General features: G+C 48.0%; 9 protein-coding genes. 6 read left to right on the top strand and 3 right to left on the bottom strand.

Annotated features, from left to right (window positions below; genetic code table 11):
• Nucleotides 1-71: 71 nt before the first annotated feature.
• Both BQ2674_RS08560 and BQ2674_RS01520 read right to left on the bottom strand, forming a co-directional pair.
• Entirely contained in the window at nt 72-5,117 is a 5,046-nt protein-coding gene (locus BQ2674_RS08560) for an ESPR-type extended signal peptide-containing protein (RefSeq protein ID WP_075572112.1), read from the bottom strand.
• A 701-nt stretch (nt 5,118-5,818) separates the two neighbouring features.
• Nucleotides 5,819-10,213: an ESPR-type extended signal peptide-containing protein gene (locus tag BQ2674_RS01520; RefSeq protein WP_075572111.1), complete on the bottom strand. Its 4,395-nt coding sequence runs from the start codon at nt 10,211-10,213 to the stop codon at nt 5,819-5,821.
• 507 nt (nt 10,214-10,720) lie between these two features.
• Here BQ2674_RS01520 and clpB point away from each other — a divergent pair.
• The 6 genes from clpB to BQ2674_RS01490 all read left to right on the top strand — a co-directional run bounded on the left by clpB (nt 10,721) and on the right by BQ2674_RS01490 (nt 17,038).
• Nucleotides 10,721-13,300 (top strand): ATP-dependent chaperone ClpB, encoded by a 2,580-nt coding sequence (clpB, locus tag BQ2674_RS01515; protein WP_075572110.1) that lies wholly within the window; start codon nt 10,721-10,723, stop codon nt 13,298-13,300.
• Between the two features lie 209 nt (nt 13,301-13,509).
• The gene (locus tag BQ2674_RS01510; RefSeq protein ID WP_075573320.1) at nt 13,510-13,995 is read left to right on the top strand and encodes an S-adenosylmethionine decarboxylase family protein; all 486 of its coding nucleotides are present in this window, start codon (nt 13,510-13,512) and stop codon (nt 13,993-13,995) included.
• Nucleotides 13,996-14,027: 32 nt separating this feature from the next.
• A complete protein-coding gene (locus BQ2674_RS01505; protein WP_075572109.1) occupies nt 14,028-14,633 on the top strand; it encodes an HD-GYP domain-containing protein in 606 nt (201 codons plus the stop codon).
• Nucleotides 14,634-14,703: 70 nt separating this feature from the next.
• Nucleotides 14,704-14,973: a type II toxin-antitoxin system RelB/DinJ family antitoxin gene (locus tag BQ2674_RS01500; RefSeq protein WP_075572108.1), complete on the top strand. Its 270-nt coding sequence runs from the start codon at nt 14,704-14,706 to the stop codon at nt 14,971-14,973.
• A 176-nt stretch (nt 14,974-15,149) separates the two neighbouring features.
• A complete protein-coding gene (gene tnpA, locus BQ2674_RS01495; protein ID WP_075572107.1) occupies nt 15,150-15,614 on the top strand; it encodes an IS200/IS605 family transposase in 465 nt (154 codons plus the stop codon).
• A 452-nt stretch (nt 15,615-16,066) separates the two neighbouring features.
• Nucleotides 16,067-17,038, top strand: coding sequence for an Abi family protein (locus BQ2674_RS01490; RefSeq protein ID WP_075572106.1), 972 nt, complete (start codon nt 16,067-16,069; stop codon nt 17,036-17,038).
• 245 nt (nt 17,039-17,283) lie between these two features.
• Here the strand turns inward: BQ2674_RS01490 and BQ2674_RS01485 are convergent, their stop codons facing one another.
• Entirely contained in the window at nt 17,284-18,075 is a 792-nt protein-coding gene (locus BQ2674_RS01485; RefSeq protein WP_075572105.1) for a class I SAM-dependent methyltransferase, read from the bottom strand.
• Nucleotides 18,076-18,135: the final 60 nt, after the last annotated feature.

Here is an 18,135-nt window from a genome sequence, read left to right as displayed (position 1 = left end):
CTTGTTTTTAACAGTATTTAAGCAACATAAAAGAAGAGCTCCGGCCGGAGCTCTTCTTTTATGTTATATATTTACTTCTTATCTTTCTTGGAAATAACGCGAACCCGTTCAATTGACGGATTGCCTGCTTTATCTTTTGCAATCGTATCTACGCGGAACCGTTCCAATTCAGGTTCAAACTCAGCGAGCATACGGGCATCTACATTGACGCCTCTCTGCATAGCACGATACACGATAGCTGCAAATTCATAACGGGTCATCATGCGGTCACCGCCGAAGTTTCCGTCCGGATAGCCTTCCACCACATCGTTGCCGGCTAAGGTGGCTACATATTCATAAGCCCAATGGTTTTCCGGTACGTCCGGGAAGAGCTTCATCTTCGTAGTATCCAGCTGTTGTCCCTGCGACATCTTAACGAGAGCGCCTTTCAGCTGTTCTACTTCCTGGCGCAGATCTTTGATTTCCTTGGCCATAGCCACCTTGGAGGTGGATACATGATTGCCCTGACCCAGCTTCAGGCTGATACCGGCGTTGACCATGTTTTCACCGCCGCCGAAGCTGCCGCCGACGGACAGCATCGTGTCTTCATTGGGACGGTAGAAAGCACCTACCGACACGGCGTTGGCACCGCGGTAATTGCCGTAACCCGCTGCGAAATCCCACTTGTCGTCCGGATCGAAATCCAGCGGATGGAGAGCCGCCAATGCCGCCGCTCCCGCGCCGACGCGGTCAAGACGGTTGTCCAGCTTGTTCACTTTGCCGCTGATATTCGTCACATTGTTCGTGATGTTCTGTACGTCATTCTTTACGGCGTGGAGCTGGCTGCCGTTTACGGCATCCGTCGAAGTGCTGCTGACTTCTCCGGCCGCCACATTGGTGATCTTCTTGCCGCCCGCATCGATTCCTGTCGTCGTCATGGACGGGCCGCCGGCAATCGTCACGCCCGTATTGCTGACCTTCGTATTGCCGGTCTTGACGCTGCCGTCACTGCCCAGGTCGATGTTCTTGGCAAGCTTCAGGTTCAGCTTGCCGTCCTTGGCAATGACGCCGATATTGTTCGCCGAAGCCGTATCCGCTTCACTGACACCGCCGGTAATACCGAGCGTTTCGCCTGAATTCTTGGTGACGGGACTGCCCGAATCTCCCGCAAAGGTCAGATTACCGCTGCCGCCGGCACCTACGAGACCGCTTACGTCAACTTCATAATTCTTGGACGGATCATTCTGCGTGAATTTGAGCTTCTTCGTTGCCGCATCATACGTGCCGCCCGTCGTATACGTGTCCTTGGAATTAACCGTATAGACTGTATGGTTATCGGGGCCGGCAGTCGTCTTATCGACAGTCACATTATTTCCGCCTTTTACTTCCATATTCGCGGCCGTCGTCGCCGTTGACTGAACCTGCTTCAGCTGCGCCACATTGACGGCGTCCGTATCCTGCGCACCTGCCGCCACGCCCGTAATCTGACGGGTCACATTGTTTGCCGCATCACCGACGGAAACGGCCGCCTGTGTGGCCTTCCATGTCGCAGACGCGTCGGACGAAGCCCCGCCGGTCTTGGGATCATAGCCTGCGGCACCGGCTGCGGTAGAAGCTATGGAGCCGAAGCCGAGAGCTACACCGCCGGCCGCGGTCACATTGGCATTATGGCCGATGGCTACGGCGTTTGCCACGCTCGTCGTAATGGTGCTGTCTCCGGAGCCCAGAACGATGCTGTTGTCGGCGTGGTTTGAAAGTTTTCGTTTGTTGCCCATCACGAGGGCATCATCCGTGTCTTCCACCGTGTTTTCGGAGCCGATGACGGATACATGATTGACATTTTTGCCGGTATTCAGATACCCATCAATCATGTTGTAGAGGCTTTCATGCCCGTTCGTACCGGTCAGTGTGTTGCCAACCCCGACCAATTTGGACAGCTGCGCGTAGTCGGCCGTATTGGCGCCGCCGATGGCAAGCACTGCTCCGCCGCTGGTCTTGGTCATCTCACCCAAAGCGGTGATCATATCGCTATTATCACCTGTGTTAAGCGCTTTTTGCATAGCCTGTGACAGCGTGCTCACGCTTCCCGTAACCGGTCTGTAGGAATTTGTTACTTTGTTGCCAGCACCGAAGATCAGGGCCGCATTGGCATTTTCCGTCTTATTTGCCACACCGACGATGCTGTTTGCCACACCGTCAAATTTTACGCCGTTCTTTGCCCCGACAACATTGAATGTGCCGTAAACGGAAGAGGTTGCCCCCTGGAAGCCATTCGTAAAACCGTTGACTCCATCGCCGTCCACACGGGAGAAAGCGCCTGTCACGGTAGAAGCTGTACCATTGGCTGCTGCACCCGCACCGGCAGCCAGCGCCATGCCGCCTTTTGCGCCGTCATTATTATAGTTGCCTACATGATATCCTTTATCATTCACGCTATAATAATGCACTTTCGAGGCATCGGCGGCTGTCTGTACCGCTTTCAGCTGTGCCACATTCACCGCATCAGTGTCCTGTGTACCGGCCGCCACATTTGTAATCTGGCGGGTGATTGCCGGAGAGCCTGCCGCCCCGGTCGGATCTGCCGCTTTACCGACAGAAACAGCAGCAGCTGTCGCTTTCCAGGTGCCTGTCGTATCATTGGCATGATTACCGGCAGCCGGGTCATAGCCTTCAACGCCCTTGTCGACAGAGGCAATCGAATCCGCACCGAGCGCTACGCCGCCGTCTTTTTCCACATCCGTATTGTAGCCGAGCATCACCGCATTGCTTATGTTCGCCGTATGCGATTTAATCGGTACATTTTCCATCACCTTATATTTCTTTTCAAGAATAACATTGCCCGAAGCATCTTTCCTCGTATACGTTTTCTCTACAGTCTTCTTTTCCGTAGCCATGGATCCAAGGATTACATTGTTTTTACCACCGTCCATATGGTGATAATCCCCAATCACTACATCGGCCGTACTGCCTGACATATTATTCCCGGTACCCATCATAGACATACGTTCCACATTCCTGCCTGTATTTCCATATCCGTTAATCGTATTATTGATGCTGGGTGTATTTGCTGTACCGGTAAGGATATTTCCGGAACCGATGATCTGAGAATGGACAGCATAATCTGAAGTATTTCCGTTCCCCATGGTGACCACAGAACCGCCGCCGGTCGACATGGCTAATCCCATTGCTTTCCTGAGCTCATCATGACTTAGCTGTCCGGTTCCGCCGGCATATTCCTGTCCATGAAATGATATGGTATCATCCCAATATTCGTTCATACTGTTTCCATTTTCATCGGTCGGCGCCGTCCCGAAAGAATGCGTAACGCTATTGCCCGCGCCGAAAACGAGCGCCCCATTGGCGCCTTCTGTTTTGTTCAGGGTACCGACAACAGTGTTTGCCATCCCATCATTCTGGTCCGCCTTATTTGACGCTACGGTATTAAGACCGCCATAGACAGAAGCCAGATAGCCGTCAAGGCCGGAATCGCCTGCCTCCACAATGGATTTGATCCCTGTCACGGTCTCCTGCCAGCCATAAGCTTTTGCGCCATGTCCAAGAGCCACATTCATTCCGCCGCCGTCTCTGGTCCCGCTCTGGGCGTGATACCCGACAACGACGCTGGCATGTTTCTGCTGGATATCGGAATCGGCCTTTTCTTCCGGTGTCATGGAACCGATAACAACAGATTCTTTAATCGCCCCAACTTTCTGGTTATCCCCGATCACGATACCCGCGCCGGGATTGACCATTTCATTATTATTCCCGATGACGGTCAGACTCTCATACCCTTTCATATAGGTACTGTTGCCTTCAATTTTATTTCCCTTGCCGATGACAAGGTCGGACACATTTTTCGTCCTTTCTTCCTGCTTCCCGGAAACCGTACCGGCATTTCTATCGGTAATCTTATTGCTGTCCCCGATGACGGTCTGGCTCTTGCTGTTTTCAACGGTATTCTCGGAGCCGATTACGGACACGTGCTCAGCCTTTGTTACGGTATTTTTGTAGCCATCAATCATGTTAAACTTACTAATAGCCCCAGATGTACCTTTCAACGTATTGTTCACACCAATAATTTGAGAAAGCTGGGTCCAATCCGCTGTATTTCCTCCGCCGATGGCAAGAGTGGCACCGCCGCTGTTGGATGATTTCACCGATGCACGAAGCTTGTCAGCCAGATCCTTGGCAGAAGTACTATTGCCGGAAGGAGCGGAAATATTGGTAATGGAATTGGTGATTTCATTACCGGCGCCGAAGATGAGGGAACCGTTAGAATTAGCCGTTCTGTTCGCTGTACCGACAATGCTGTTCGCCACGCCGGAATACGCGGAAGAAGCAGTAGCAGATTCAATGCTGTTCAGAGAACCGGTAATCGTGGCGCCAAAATTCTGTCCAACATGTGAGGAGAAACCGCTTCCATCATATTTACCGGAAATAATGGAGTAAGCACCGCTAACGGTAGAAAAAGCTCCTTGATTAAAACTATTCGTTCCTAAAGTGGTTGCATTAATATTGACTCCATAGTCTTTTGTTTTAGATGTATCTACAGATTGGTCTCCTATATCTCCTCTATAATTATGAGAACCAATCATAATGCTCCCCGTCCGTGCATAGGTGTTATCACCAATAGCTATACTTCCTGCCACATTCTCCGGATTGTCGGGAATTTGTAGTGTTCCCCAAAAATTTCCAGAGTGATAGGTTGTTTGCCCCAATGCAAATAGTGATTCCTGCCTCCCAGTCATATTTTCTATTTTTGCATTTTTACCGATAGCAACACTGCCCCCCTGGCTGGCATAGTTATCAATAACGGCATCACTTCCGACAGCCACATCCCCGGTAGCAGCACTAGCACCATTAGAATACTTAATTGTTGCCCCTTTTCCGACAGCCACATTTTCCGTTTTCGGCGCGTTACTGCCCGTACCGACAGCTACTCCACTACCGGCACCGGGTGTATTATCCGCTGCGCTTGCCGTGTAGCCGCCCATGAGGAGCCCCATCCCCACGGCAGCCGCCAGCGCCGCTTTCACTGCTTTCCCCGAAGCGCTTTTTGTGTGGTTCTTCGCCAGTTCCGACGTTACCACATAGGCATTTTTTGCCTTGCTCCATACAATCTTGTAAATTCTGTTCATACTTTCCTCCCAATATTAAAGAAATAAAAATATAAAAGAGCCACTATATTTTCCTGACGCTGTTTCCCCTTCGCGCTTCGTCTCACCTCTCCCTGTCACACAAATCAACTTCCGATTTTAATGAACAAATCCCGTAGCATGAACCATTGCATAAAACTCTTTTTTCACTAATTTTTTTCACTAATATAACATAAATATTATAGCAAAGATTGTTTGTAATTTCTATCCTTGCAATTTCAGTCATCGAATTTCAAAAGTTGACTCACAAAAAAATATTCTAACCTTTGGAGACAAATCAAGTTGGCGACTTTCTTGTCAAATTGGCGCCAACTATTCCCATGAATCCGGCAGACCACGTTAGTGGTGGAAGGTACTCGCTTGCCGCAATGACTCAAATCGTAAAAGAGGATATAATTTCCGTCTTCCTCATTACGGCAGCAGATCCTTCGCTTTCGCTCTGGATGACGATTGCCGCCCCCCTCATTATGACGACTTCCATGCCTCGTCATTCTGAACGAGACAAGAATGCTGTATGAAAAAGACAGAAAGCGGAATAGTGACACAAAGTGAAGAATCTATTACTCTGATGACGTCTTACCGTCTCATTCACATAAAAATACGGTACCCATCACATCTGACGGATACCGTATTTTATGTTTCTTAAACTATTTCCTTATGCCTGTTTTGCTTGCCGTTCCGGCTTACGCTTCCGGTGAAATATGGGAACCGTATATATCGCGGTAATCACCCGTTTCTTTATTGCTTTCATTATTGACACGGACGCGTTCCACCTTATGACGGTCATTATCCTTGCCTGAAATACGGTCAACACGAGTGCGGTCCAAATCCTTTATTCGATTAATTTCGGGGTCGAATTCACCGATGGCCTTTGCCATGTTGCTGTCAATAGGCGCGCCATTCTGCAGTGCACGGTAAATAATAGCCGCAAATTCATAGCGGGTCATTGAACGGTCTCCCTTGAACTCTCCGTCCGGATAGCCTTCCAAAAGACCTCTGTCCGCTAATGATTTTACATAAGAGTATGCCCAGTGGTCTTTCGGTACATCAGGGAAATTAACATCCTTCATACCCGTTACCCCCGACTGCATGGCTCCACGCATAGCTTTAATCTCAGCACTCTGCGCCTTGACAATCGCTTTCAAGTCCTCTACTTCCTTAGCCAAAGCTACCCGTGATGTAGATACATGGTTGCCCTGTCCCAGCTTCACGCTGACTCCGGCATTCACCATGTTGTCTCCTCCTCCGAAGGAGCCTCCTACACTGAACATCGTATCTTCATTCGGACGATAGAATGCTCCTACCGCTACCGCATGAGCGTCTTTGTAGTTACCGTAGCCGGCTGCCACATCCCACTTGTCATCCGGGTCGAAGTCCAGCGGATGGAGTGCTGCCAATGCTGCCGCTCCTGCTCCTACTCTGTCCATCCGGTCGCCAAGTTCATTGACTGCTCCTCCTATATTGTTGATTGTCTGGTTTGTTTTCCACAGCTGCCCTCCATTGACGGCGTCGGTGGAGTTGGCGGAGATGTCTCCGGCTGCTACGTTGGTGATTTTCTTATTCCCTGCGTTGATACCGCTGTTGTCGATTTTCACGTCTCCCACAGTCAGGGTGTTGGTGGTCACGCTGTTGAGGCCTTTCAGGTCTTTGGCCATGCGGACTTTCAGGTTGTTATTGCCATCGGATACGACACCGAGGTTATCTTCTGTCGTCAGTTTGCTTTCATCTGTAATGCCGCCGATGACGTTCACCTGTTCGTTCAGTTTCTTCTTGATGACTGCTCCCGTATCGCCGCCGTACTTCATGCCGTCATTCAGGGTAGCAACTTCCTCATTGGTTCCGTCCGGTTTCTGGTATACGATACGGGTCGTGGTCGTACCCGGTGCACCGTCTACTCCGGGCTTGCCGTCACGGGTAACGGAGATATTTGTCGTTTTGCCGTCTTTCCCGTTGATACCGATTTTGCCGTCTTTGCCGTCTTTACCTGTAGCGACAATGGTTTCGGTTTTCAGGTTCTTGTCCATTTTGACGGTGATATTACCGTTCGCATCGGCAATGGTTTTGATGTTTTCACCGGAGTATTCGGAGGCAGCTTTGGTCCCTTCTCCTTTGATGGTGACTTTCTCTCCCAGGTTCCGGTGGAATTCGCCTTCATTACCGGCAAAGTCCATTCCTTTTTTCGTCAGTTCTTCGGACGTATTGGTAATCTTTTGGTCTACTGCTTTGAGCTGGTCTTCTGTGGCGGCCTGTCCGCTGGTGAAGTTGTTCGGATCCCAGGTTTTGTTGGTCAGCCCGTTGACCGTTCCGTTTTCTCCGTTGACGGTCACCTTGCCGGAAGTGATGTTCCCTTTCGTACCGTCAATAGTTACCTTGTCACCGGCTTTGATAATTCCCGTTTCTCCGTTTATATCAATCTTCTTGGCCGGATCCGTCCCCAGCGTCACATGGTCGTTCAGATTTACCTTATACGGATCGGCGGAAGTCCCGCTGCCTGTGACGGTCGTATTCTTCCCGTCCTTCAAGACGGTCTTGTTCGCTGTAATTGTATCTTTCAGCTGCTTTACATTAACCGCATCCGTATCATTGACACCGGCAGCCACGTTGGTGATCGTGTTTCCGCCGTTATTCAAACCTCCGTCTGTCAAACTTACCGTCTTCGTCGGGTCTCCCGAACTCGGGGTAATGGTCACTCCGCCGCCGTTGATCGTCGTCGTTTTGCCGCCGTCTATAAATTGTGCACTCGTCAGTCCTGACAATGTTTTAGCCAGCTTTAGTTTCAAGGCACCCGCTTCGGACACGACTCCGATATTGTTATCCGATAAATCTCCTGTCGCACCGCCCTTGATATCCAGCTGTGTGCCCAGATCTTTATGGATAACGGCGGCATCATCGCCCTTGAAATTCAATCCTTTTGTTGTCAATGTATTTGTAATATTATTGACCGCCTGTTTTACGTCGCCGATATTGGCCGCATTGGTATCTGTCGTTCCGCCGCTGGTTACGTTGGTAATTTGTTTATTGCCCGCATTGATCCCGTTTTTTGTAACGGAAGGGCCGTTATTGATAGTGACGCCGTTGTCGTTTATCATAGTATCTCCGGCTTTAAGCGTCGTTGCATTGACCGTATTCAACCCCGTAAGATCCTTGGCCAACTTTACAGTCAGCGTATCGTTCCCGTCGGAAACAACCCCCAGATTATTATCAGTCAGCTTGGATACATCCGTTATGCCGCCGACAATATTCGTTTGTTCACCTAATCGCCGTGTGAATATATTGGCAGGTGCAGCCGCCTCCTTTACATCTCCTGCATAAACGACGCCTTTATCAAGCGCATTCGTCACCGCATAGAGCTGACTGCCGTTGATAGCGTCGGTAGAGGTGCCGGAAATACGGCCTGCAGCTACATTCGTAAGCGTACGTTCCGTTCCCGCTTTACCTATGCTTACGGTGGATCCCGGATTGGTTCCCGCGAAGTTATAGTTTTCTCCATTGATAGTTGCCGAAGCCGTTCCTACGGCAGCTGCCGTTTCCGAGCCGGATCCCAGTGCGACATCTCCTTTAGAGGCACTTGCCTTCGCCTCTGCTCCCAAGGCCATGCTCCCTTTTTCGGACGCCGTCGTTTTGTAACCTACAGCGATTGTATTTTCATCGGAAGCCTTGCTGTTGTTGCCTATGACAAAGGCATTCGTCGCATTGACTGCCGTGCCTTCTTTCTTTATTGCATTATTATTGCCTATAACATAGGAATTATCATCGGCTACTGTATTATTATAGCCGAAAACGCCTGAGTTATTCCCTTTTACCGTACCGGCAGTTACAGTCTTTATTTTATCTTTATCGTTACCGTTTGCCACTTCCGTTTCCGTCACGGTAGCCGAGCCGATGGTATTTTTTCCGCCGATGGCATAAGCACTATTGCCGTAAACAGTATTCTGAACCCCTAAGGCGGCAGACGATTCACCGGATATGGTTCCGTTTGTCATATCCAGGCCGACGTTATTCGAGACGCCGATGGAAGCCGAATTATCTCCGTAAGCGCCTACCTGACTTCCCATTGATACGGAATTTTTCCCCCAGCTTCTCGCCATGATCCCGATACCGGTGCTGGCAACGCCTTTGGTCATAGAGTTTATACCGATTGCTGTAGAACCCGTCCCGAAAGCTTCACTCATCATGCCGATAGCTGTCGTGGCATCTCCTAAAGCAGCCGTATTGGCGTACTTCCCGGACGTATTCAACTCGGCACTGCCTAATTTACTTTTATCCATCCCGATCGCATTCATTTCTCGGAGGAAAGTCTTCTGAATGCCGTTACCGGGGATCAGCTGAGGAACTGCGGCTTCCAATACACTGCGCGCCATATTGATATCGTCGCCGCCGATGGCCAGGGATGAATTGCCAATCGCCCTTGTATCCGCACCTATAGCTAAAGCCTGCGTACCATATGTTTTGGAACCGCTACCGATCGCTACGCCCTGACCATATTGCAATTGGCCGGTATTAGTACCGTGTGCAATATTATCCATCTTGACCTTGATATTCGTTTCCGCCCGCGTACCGATGATCACATCGCCGGTATTACCGTAAGCGACCGATTCCGAACCGATTACAATAGAGCCGTCCTTGATCTGCTTATGCGGAAAAGAGGGATCCGGCTGTATAGTCTTTGCGTTGCGGCCAATAACAATATCACTGTTGGCAGTAGCTTTTGAATTCATGCCGATAGCAATCGTGCCGGCCGAATATGTTGACCCTTCAGCATTCATATCTTCACCCAATGCCTGAGCATTAGAACCGATGGCAACGCCGCCTTTATTCGTAGACTCTGTTTTGGCATTATCACCTACAGCTACAGATTCACTGCCGGCGGCAGACGCCCCCGGTCCTTGTACTACATTTGCCTGAATAGCTACAGGAAGCAGACAGCCGGTCATCATCATCGTACAGACAACCACCCGAAGCAATGCCTTGCTTTCGGAGAGCCTATAAGATTTTTTGCCGGACCGCTTTGTCAATTCCGACACGACAACATAACAACCCTTCACTTTGCTCCACACAACCTTATAAATTTGATTCATACATTAACACTCCTTTTCTGTAATCTTCTTTTAAAACACGAATTATTGTCCATAAAATATTTTTAAATCATTATTTTGCCACAATTATGACGATTATATCATATCTATTGAGATTATCAATATAGAAAGATATGCTATTTTGAATAATATATTTTTTAATAAATTATATATATCCACTATTAGATTTAGAATTTATATTACGCTTTATTCTTATTAATTTAAACATTCCCCATTTTAAGCAATAACTACTTATATACACTTCAATAATTATTTAAGTCTCATGAGTTTTAGGTATATCAGTAAAAGTTTTATTTACCCATAATCTTTTGTTTACCTGATAAACTGACAAAACTGTTTATCCACTGCTGTTAAGTAAAAACATTAACTATTTCCTTTCTCCTTATTTGACTTTTTGACCTTTGCGTGTATAATAAAAGCTGTAGTTATAAGAAATACGACTGACTATGATATTTTCCTTTACACTGACAGATAAAGGAGGTCATGACAATGGAAAATGAAAAATATACGCAAAAGGTTATGGAAGTATTCCAGGAAGCGCAGCAATTGGCTGCCCTTCATTATCATCAGGAAATTACGGCAGTCCACTTGCTTCTCGGTCTAACGAAGGAGCCGGAAGGGCTTCTTGCCACGGTCTTTGACGATTGCAAAACCGACCTGCCCTTGCTGCGGGCTAAGCTGGAACAGCTTTTGAAAAAAATTCCTTCCGTTCAGGGACAAAGCCGTCTCGCCATGTCGACGGAAGCGGTGCGCATTATCGGCAAAGCTCAGCAGCGCGCTGAAGCCATGGGCGATGACTACATCAGCACGGAACACCTGCTCTTGGGCATCGTCGAAGGAGGCGACAAAGAAATTCAGGACGTGTGCAGCCAATTCGGCCTCCACGCCGACAAAATCCTCAGCGCGGTTAAGGCCAACCGCAAGCAGTCCGTTTCGTCGGACGACCCGGAAGGCAATTACAAGGCCCTGGAAAAATATGGCCGCGACCTGACGGCGGCGGCCCGCAAAGGCAAGCTCGACCCCGTCATCGGCAGAGATGACGAAATTCGCCGTACCGTAGAAATTCTCTCGCGCCGCACCAAAAACAACCCGGTCCTCATCGGCGAACCGGGTGTCGGCAAGACGGCCATCGTCGAAGGACTGGCAAGCCGCATCATTGCCGGCGACGTACCGGAATCGTTAAAAAACAAGACGCTCTACTCTCTCGACATGGGTTCCCTTATTGCCGGTGCCAAGTACCGCGGTGAATTTGAAGAACGGCTGAAGTCGGTTTTAAATGAAATCGCCAAGTCGGAGGGGCAAATTCTCCTCTTTATCGACGAAATCCATACGGTTGTCGGCGCCGGCGCATCTGAAGGCTCCATGGATGCGGGCAATCTGTTAAAACCCATGCTTGCCCGCGGCGAACTGCGTTGTATCGGTGCGACGACGCTGAATGAATATCAGAAGTACATTGAAAAAGACGCCGCCTTGGAACGCCGCTTCCAGCCGGTCATGGTCAACCAGCCGTCCGTGGAAGATACGATTACCATTCTTCGCGGCCTCAAGGAACGCTATGAAGTGCACCACGGCGTCCGTATTCGCGACAACGCCATGGTAGCGGCCGCCGTTCTTTCGGATCGCTATATTTCGGACCGGTTCCTGCCGGACAAGGCAATCGACCTTGTCGACGAAGCGGCCGCAAAGCTCCGCACGGAAATCGAATCTATGCCGGCACCGCTTGATGAAGTACGCCATAAGATCATGCAGCTTGAAATAGAAGAACAATCCCTCAATAAGGAAACGGACGATGCCTCCAAGGAACGGCTGGCAAAAATCGTCGATGCCAAGAGGGAGCTTCAAGGCGAAGAGGAAACGCTAAAAGCCCGTTGGGATAAGGAAAAGCAGGCCATCTTGCGGACTCAGGCCTTGAAGAAGGAACTGGATGATGTGCGCCACCAAATGGAAAAAGCCGAACGGGAGTATGATTTGGCCAAGGCATCGGAATTGAAATACGGCAAGCTGCCGCAATTACAGCAGCAGTTGGCCGAACAGGAAGAAGCGCTTTCCAAGGAAAGCGACAGCCACCTTCTCAAGGAGGAAGTGAGCGAAGAAGACATTGCCCAAGTCGTCAGCCGTTGGACGGGCATTCCCGTGACAAAGATGATGACCGGTGAACGGGAAAAGCTTCTCCACCTGGACGATACGCTTCATGAACGGGTCATCGGTCAGGATGAAGCGGTACAGGTCGTCAGCGACGCGGTCATCCGCGCCCGCGCGGGCATAAAAGATCCGAACCGCCCGATCGGCTCGTTCATCTTCCTCGGCCCGACAGGCGTCGGCAAGACGGAACTGGCCAAAGCCCTCGCCGAATCGCTTTTTGACGATGAACGGAACATCATCCGCATCGACATGAGCGAATATATGGAAAAGCACACGGTCTCCCGCCTTATCGGGGCGCCTCCGGGATACGTCGGCTACGATGAAGGCGGTCAGCTCACCGAAGCCGTACGGCGCAGACCGTACAGCGTCATTCTCCTCGATGAAATCGAAAAGGCCCATCCCGATATTTTCAACGTGCTTCTGCAGATCCTCGATGACGGCCGCCTGACGGACGGCAAGGGCCGCGTCGTCAACTTCAAGAACACGGTCATCATCATGACGAGCAACCTGGGCTCCCATGAAATCCTTGAAACGACGGACTTCGGCGAAGCGGAAAAAGCGGTACGCCGCATCCTTAAAGACTACTTCCGCCCGGAATTTCTCAACCGTATTGACGATATTGTCGTCTTCAAGGCGCTGCAGCGGGAACAGGTGCTGGAAATTGCCGGGATTCTCCTCAAAAACCTCGGCGCGCGCCTGCAAAAGCAGATGAATATCAGCCTGACCTGGTCGGACGAAGCCCTGCATGCCCTGGCGGAAAAGGGATACGAACCGCAGTTCGGTGCCCGTCCTCTGCGCCGCCTTATTACACACACTGTAGAAACAGCCTTGAGCCGCGACATTATCAGCGGCGCCGTGCGGGAAGGCCAAACCGTCCGTATTGATTACTCGGGCACGGACTTTACCTTCACACCCGTGTCGGCGTAATTTTCCATATTCGGCATATTACGAATAGACCTATTCAATTTTTATATACCGGCCTCTTCTCAAAACGGGAAGAGGCCTTTTCGCGTATTCACTGTAAGACCGGCCTCTTTATTCTCGTTTAACCGGCCCGAGGCGTACACTCGTTCGCGTTTACAAGGAAAAGGAAACATTATATAATGGGTTGCAAATATATCAGCCGGTGGGAGTTTATGAATAATACCTTAGGAAAGCATTTGCTCATTGATTTTTATAACTGTCGCCTTGCCGTCACCATGCCGGAAGACCTGCGGCCGTCCTTGGAAAATGCCTTTGCCTGTATAGGCATTGCTATAGAAGAAATCAATTTTTTTCAATCACCCGATGAAATGACGGGCCTCGCCTTTACGGGCAATACACATATTTGCATACATTACTACCCCGTTTTGTCTTATGCGGCCGTAGATATTTACAGTTTCTCGGCGGATCTTCATTTAAGCCGCATTATGGGTATTTTTAAAACAGCCTTCAAATCCGATCGCATTAAGGCGACCAGCGTACGCCGCGGCGACTTCGGCTCTATCCGCGACATGCGTCCGAAGAGAAAATCCAAGATTACGACCGTACGGCGTATGAAGAACACGGGCGCCCGCATCAAGCGGACGAGCGCCAAAATGATCAACATCCTGCGGCACCCGAAACGGCCGCCGAATCAGTAATTTCGTTAAAAAGCAGAAAGGTTTTGCCCCTTATGTACATGTTATCGTTAAAACAAGCGGCCGGCATGGGCTTTGATGAAAAAGAATCGCTAGAATCTATAACGGCGTGGCTTGTCTCGTTTTTACAAATGAAGAGCCAACGCTTATACAGACATTCCCTGCAGGTTACCAATTACAGCGTCAGCATTGCAGCCAAGCTGGGCTTGCCGAAAAGCGAAATAGAACTCATAAAATACGCCTCGCTCTTACATGATATCGGCAAAGTGACCCTTTCAGGCACACTTCTTGCGAAAGCTCCTTATTTGAACCGTACGGAAAAAGCCGCCTACCGCCGCCATGCCGAAGCGGGCGGCAACATGCTGGAAAATATCCCCTGCTGTCACGACATCATCCCTTACATCGTTCATCACCACGAACGGTGGGACGGCTCGGGCTATCCGAAACATCTGCGCGGCGCCAATATTCCCTTCGGTGCACGTATCATCGCCGTTGCCGATTACTATGACGCCATTATCAATCCGTCCGCCGATTTCTGGGCAAAAACGAAGCAACAGGCCGTTCGCGAGCTCTTCAGCGCCTCGGGCCTCCTCTTCGACCCGGAAATAATCAAAGCCTTTATCGACACATTGGGAAAATAGGCTTTGTAACGAAAACTCCTTTATACTTACGTTGCTTTGCCTTATAATAATCTTAAAGGAGTTGATTCATATGGCTACAACAAAAAATCTGAATCTTCGTGTCGACGCAGATTTAAAAACACAGGCAGAACACATTTTCTCTGAATTAGGCCTACCTACATCTACAGCTATTACTATATTTTTAAAAACGGTAGTACGTCATGGCGGACTTCCTTTTGATATGCGATTGTATACAAATAATGAAGAAACACTTCGTATCTTGGATGATATAAATCACCATCGCAACCTCAGCCGCACATATGATTCCGTCGCTGAAGTGATGACTGCTCTTAATGATTAAAGACCGCGTTTCCCAAGTGAAATGCGGTCTTTGTGTTTGGCGCCGAACAGGCATGACTAAACCCCCAGTTTACTGGGGGAGCAAAAAAATACTTATAGAAAAAGAAGGAACCTCCTGTGTTAGAATGATGATGGTCTGGCAACCACATCACATAACGGATAGGAGGTTCACTGTCAATGAATGACGTACAAAGCTTATCACACAGTAAATGGAGATGCAAATACCATATCGTATTTGCGCCCAAATATAGAAGACAAGCTATATATGGGACCATAAAGGTGGATATAGGAAAAATATTGCGGGAGTTGTGCACCCGGAAGCACGTAGAAATACTGGAAGCAGAATGTTGTCCGGATCATATCCACATGCTGGTGACAATACCACCACATCTAAGTGTATCCGGTTTCATGGGATATCTAAAAAGTAAGAGCAGTTTAATGATATTTGATAAACATGCAAACTTAAAATATAAGTATGGCAATAGACATTTCTGGTGTCGGGGGTACTATGTGGACACGGTAGGAAAATACGAAGGTGCGATAAAAACCTATATCCGACAACAACTACAGGAAGATATAGCACAGGACACGTTGGATTTCAAAGAGTATGTAGACCCGTTTACGGGTAAGAAGAGTACATAAGTAGGCAAAGAAAGAGCCCCCGAGTAGGGGGCTGCCAGTAACAGTGATGTGATTGCCGGATTTTATTCAGTGCACCATTTGGTGCTACCACAAGAGATAGACCCTTATAGGGTCAGAGCAAACCACCAGTTCTACTGGTGGTTATGATTTTCGGATCCTACAACCCAGTTTTTATCTGCTGTCTCCGCAATCATTCATAAAAATATTTCCTTCTCTCAGGCGAAAAAATAAGCCCCGGGTATGATGCCTGGAGCTATGGAGTATTCAATTCAAAATCTGCGTGATATCTCCCTTTATGAATTTCGCATTTTTCACATTTGAGGGGGCGGTGGTCACAGGCAAAAGGGAAGCAGAGATTTTATCCCACCGCCATTTGTGCTATATCCTTTATTATTCTATTCATCCCCTATCTCAAATGCTATAATAAAAGAAAACCGAGAGGATTTATACCGATGTTAACCATAAGACAAATGATGCGCTACTTGCGCAATACTCATAAAATATCCATAAAAAGCAGTCAGGTTCATGCTCTACGAAATCTTGGCTACTATCATGGATACAAAGGATATCGTTTCATCCGTACCCCACAAAACAAGATACCATTTCGAACTTTTGATGAACTCCTTGCTATAAACAATTTTGATATGCATTTGAAATCATTACTGTATTCAAAGGTCATGTTTATTGAGACAGCACTCAAAAGCTACGTAATTGAGGCCATCCTTGCCGACAGCAAATCTGAAAATATCAATGATATCTTTAATCATTCGTTGACCTATTATAAAACATTTGCAGCAGGCAGTCAGGAATATAAACGTTTTTTCACTAAACGAATATCGTTACGCGGCTCTATTAACAGCACACTGAAGCGTGACTATAATCAACGTAATCAAATTGTTAATCACTTCTTTAATAAAGACCGGGAAATTCCTATCTGGGCTATATTCGAGTCCATGACACTTGGAGATTTTGGTACCTTTTTTTGGTGTTGCAACAAAGATGTTAAGCTATATACATCCAAATTATTAGGTCTACCGTCAAATTTGGATGCGGATGGTAAGCTGACTAAAGATATTATTTTTACTATCAAGGATCTCCGAAATGCCATCGCCCATAATAATGTAATCTTTGATGCCCGTTTTCGTTCTAATCGAATAAGCCCGCGTCTTATCAATCTCTTGCAAAGAGAAACCTCCGTTCAGCAAATAGATTTTCAATATATTGATGCCTATATCATTCTTATTCTCTATGTATTAAGAAAAATGCAGGTAACAAAGACGGAATGTAAACAACTGATATCCAGATATAATACCAGTAAAGAGCTGTTACGACAACAAATTTCGGTCTCTGTTTGGAATCAAATTCTTGGCTCAGGGACACGACAGAATATGGAATCATTAAAAGTATTCCTCACAAAATCATGACTATAATTTTCTTGCTTTCTTTTGGCTGATTTGCTACAATAATATTGGAGAAAGTGGCTCGTGTCTTCGGACTAAGCCCTAAAAAGACTCGATGCGTCGGGTCTTTTTTTAAGCTCTTTTGCAAATGTTGGGGTAACTCCCGATGGGGGCTGTAACAGAATGACGTTTTTCAGTTATTCTGTTACAGCCCCTCTGTGTTGTCTATTCAGAGATCTGTCATTATTTATTGAAATTGAAGCACTGTGTCATTTTTTTCCTGAAGCAAACAACCGCTCATATTTTAACGTAACGGCTTGCGGAAAATCACGTTGGATGTTTTGCTTCACCGAGTCCATAAACATATCCCTCATTTCACCGGGAAACCGGGCGGCATATAATTCCAATCCAACCGAAATAAAATGCCGGTATACCTCTTCAGGCGAATCAAATACACACCGGTTTGATTCCGGTATAACACGGACATCCATAAATCCGGCTTGTGTCAATACACGAGAAAAAGAAGCCGCACTTTTCGGAACATACCATGGGAACCGCCAATTTTTGTAATACTCCTGTACACCTAACTCTTTGATTGCACGCTCTGCATAGGCAATAAGGGGATGACCGGCATTGAGCAGCGGAAATTGAACACTGAGAACGCCCTTGCTTTTCAAGGCTCTATAGAATCTGTCGATTGCATCCTGTATATCCGTTATCCAATGAAGGACCGAATTGGAAAAAACTATATCAAAAATATCTTCATCAGTAATTTCATGGATTCCGCGTACTTCAAATTCAACATTTTGCATATGATATACTGCAAGTTCCGACTTACACTTTCGGATCATTGACTCTGAAAGGTCGATAGCCGTGACCCTTCCCTTCGGTACCTTTGCTCCGATTTTAAACGTCAGATTTCCGCTTCCGCAGCCGACATCCAAAACAAGAGCAGCCTCACTAAAAGGGGTCCTGCTTATCAGTCGTTCTCCCACTTCAGCTTGTACCTTATTGGCCGCAGCGTATAAATTCCCATTCCACCGAAATGCCTCTTTTCCCATCTTCGCTTCCCTTCCATGTATTTCTGCTAAACATCTTTTGAACGAAAGGCCGGCCTTTTC

The sequence above is a fragment of the Megasphaera coli genome (genome assembly GCF_900095855.1).
GTDB lineage: Bacteria > Bacillota > Negativicutes > Veillonellales > Megasphaeraceae > Megasphaera > Megasphaera massiliensis_A.
Note: the sequence above shows the minus strand (reverse complement) of the source record. Positions and strands in the feature narration are given on the sequence as shown.

Excerpts from the sequence above, each read along its gene's own strand:
- BQ2674_RS08560 (WP_075572112.1), bottom strand. The coding sequence starts at position 5,117 with ATGAACAGAATTTACAAGATTGTATGGAGCAAGGCAAAAAATGCCTAT.
- BQ2674_RS01520 (WP_075572111.1), bottom strand. The coding sequence starts at position 10,213 with ATGAATCAAATTTATAAGGTTGTGTGGAGCAAAGTGAAGGGTTGTTAT.
- clpB (WP_075572110.1), top strand. The coding sequence starts at position 10,721 with ATGGAAAATGAAAAATATACGCAAAAGGTTATGGAAGTATTCCAGGAA.
- BQ2674_RS01510 (WP_075573320.1), top strand. The coding sequence starts at position 13,510 with ATGAATAATACCTTAGGAAAGCATTTGCTCATTGATTTTTATAACTGT.
- BQ2674_RS01505 (WP_075572109.1), top strand. The coding sequence starts at position 14,028 with ATGTACATGTTATCGTTAAAACAAGCGGCCGGCATGGGCTTTGATGAA.
- BQ2674_RS01500 (WP_075572108.1), top strand. The coding sequence starts at position 14,704 with ATGGCTACAACAAAAAATCTGAATCTTCGTGTCGACGCAGATTTAAAA.
- tnpA (WP_075572107.1), top strand. The coding sequence starts at position 15,150 with ATGAATGACGTACAAAGCTTATCACACAGTAAATGGAGATGCAAATAC.
- BQ2674_RS01490 (WP_075572106.1), top strand. The coding sequence starts at position 16,067 with ATGTTAACCATAAGACAAATGATGCGCTACTTGCGCAATACTCATAAA.
- BQ2674_RS01485 (WP_075572105.1), bottom strand. The coding sequence starts at position 18,075 with ATGGGAAAAGAGGCATTTCGGTGGAATGGGAATTTATACGCTGCGGCC.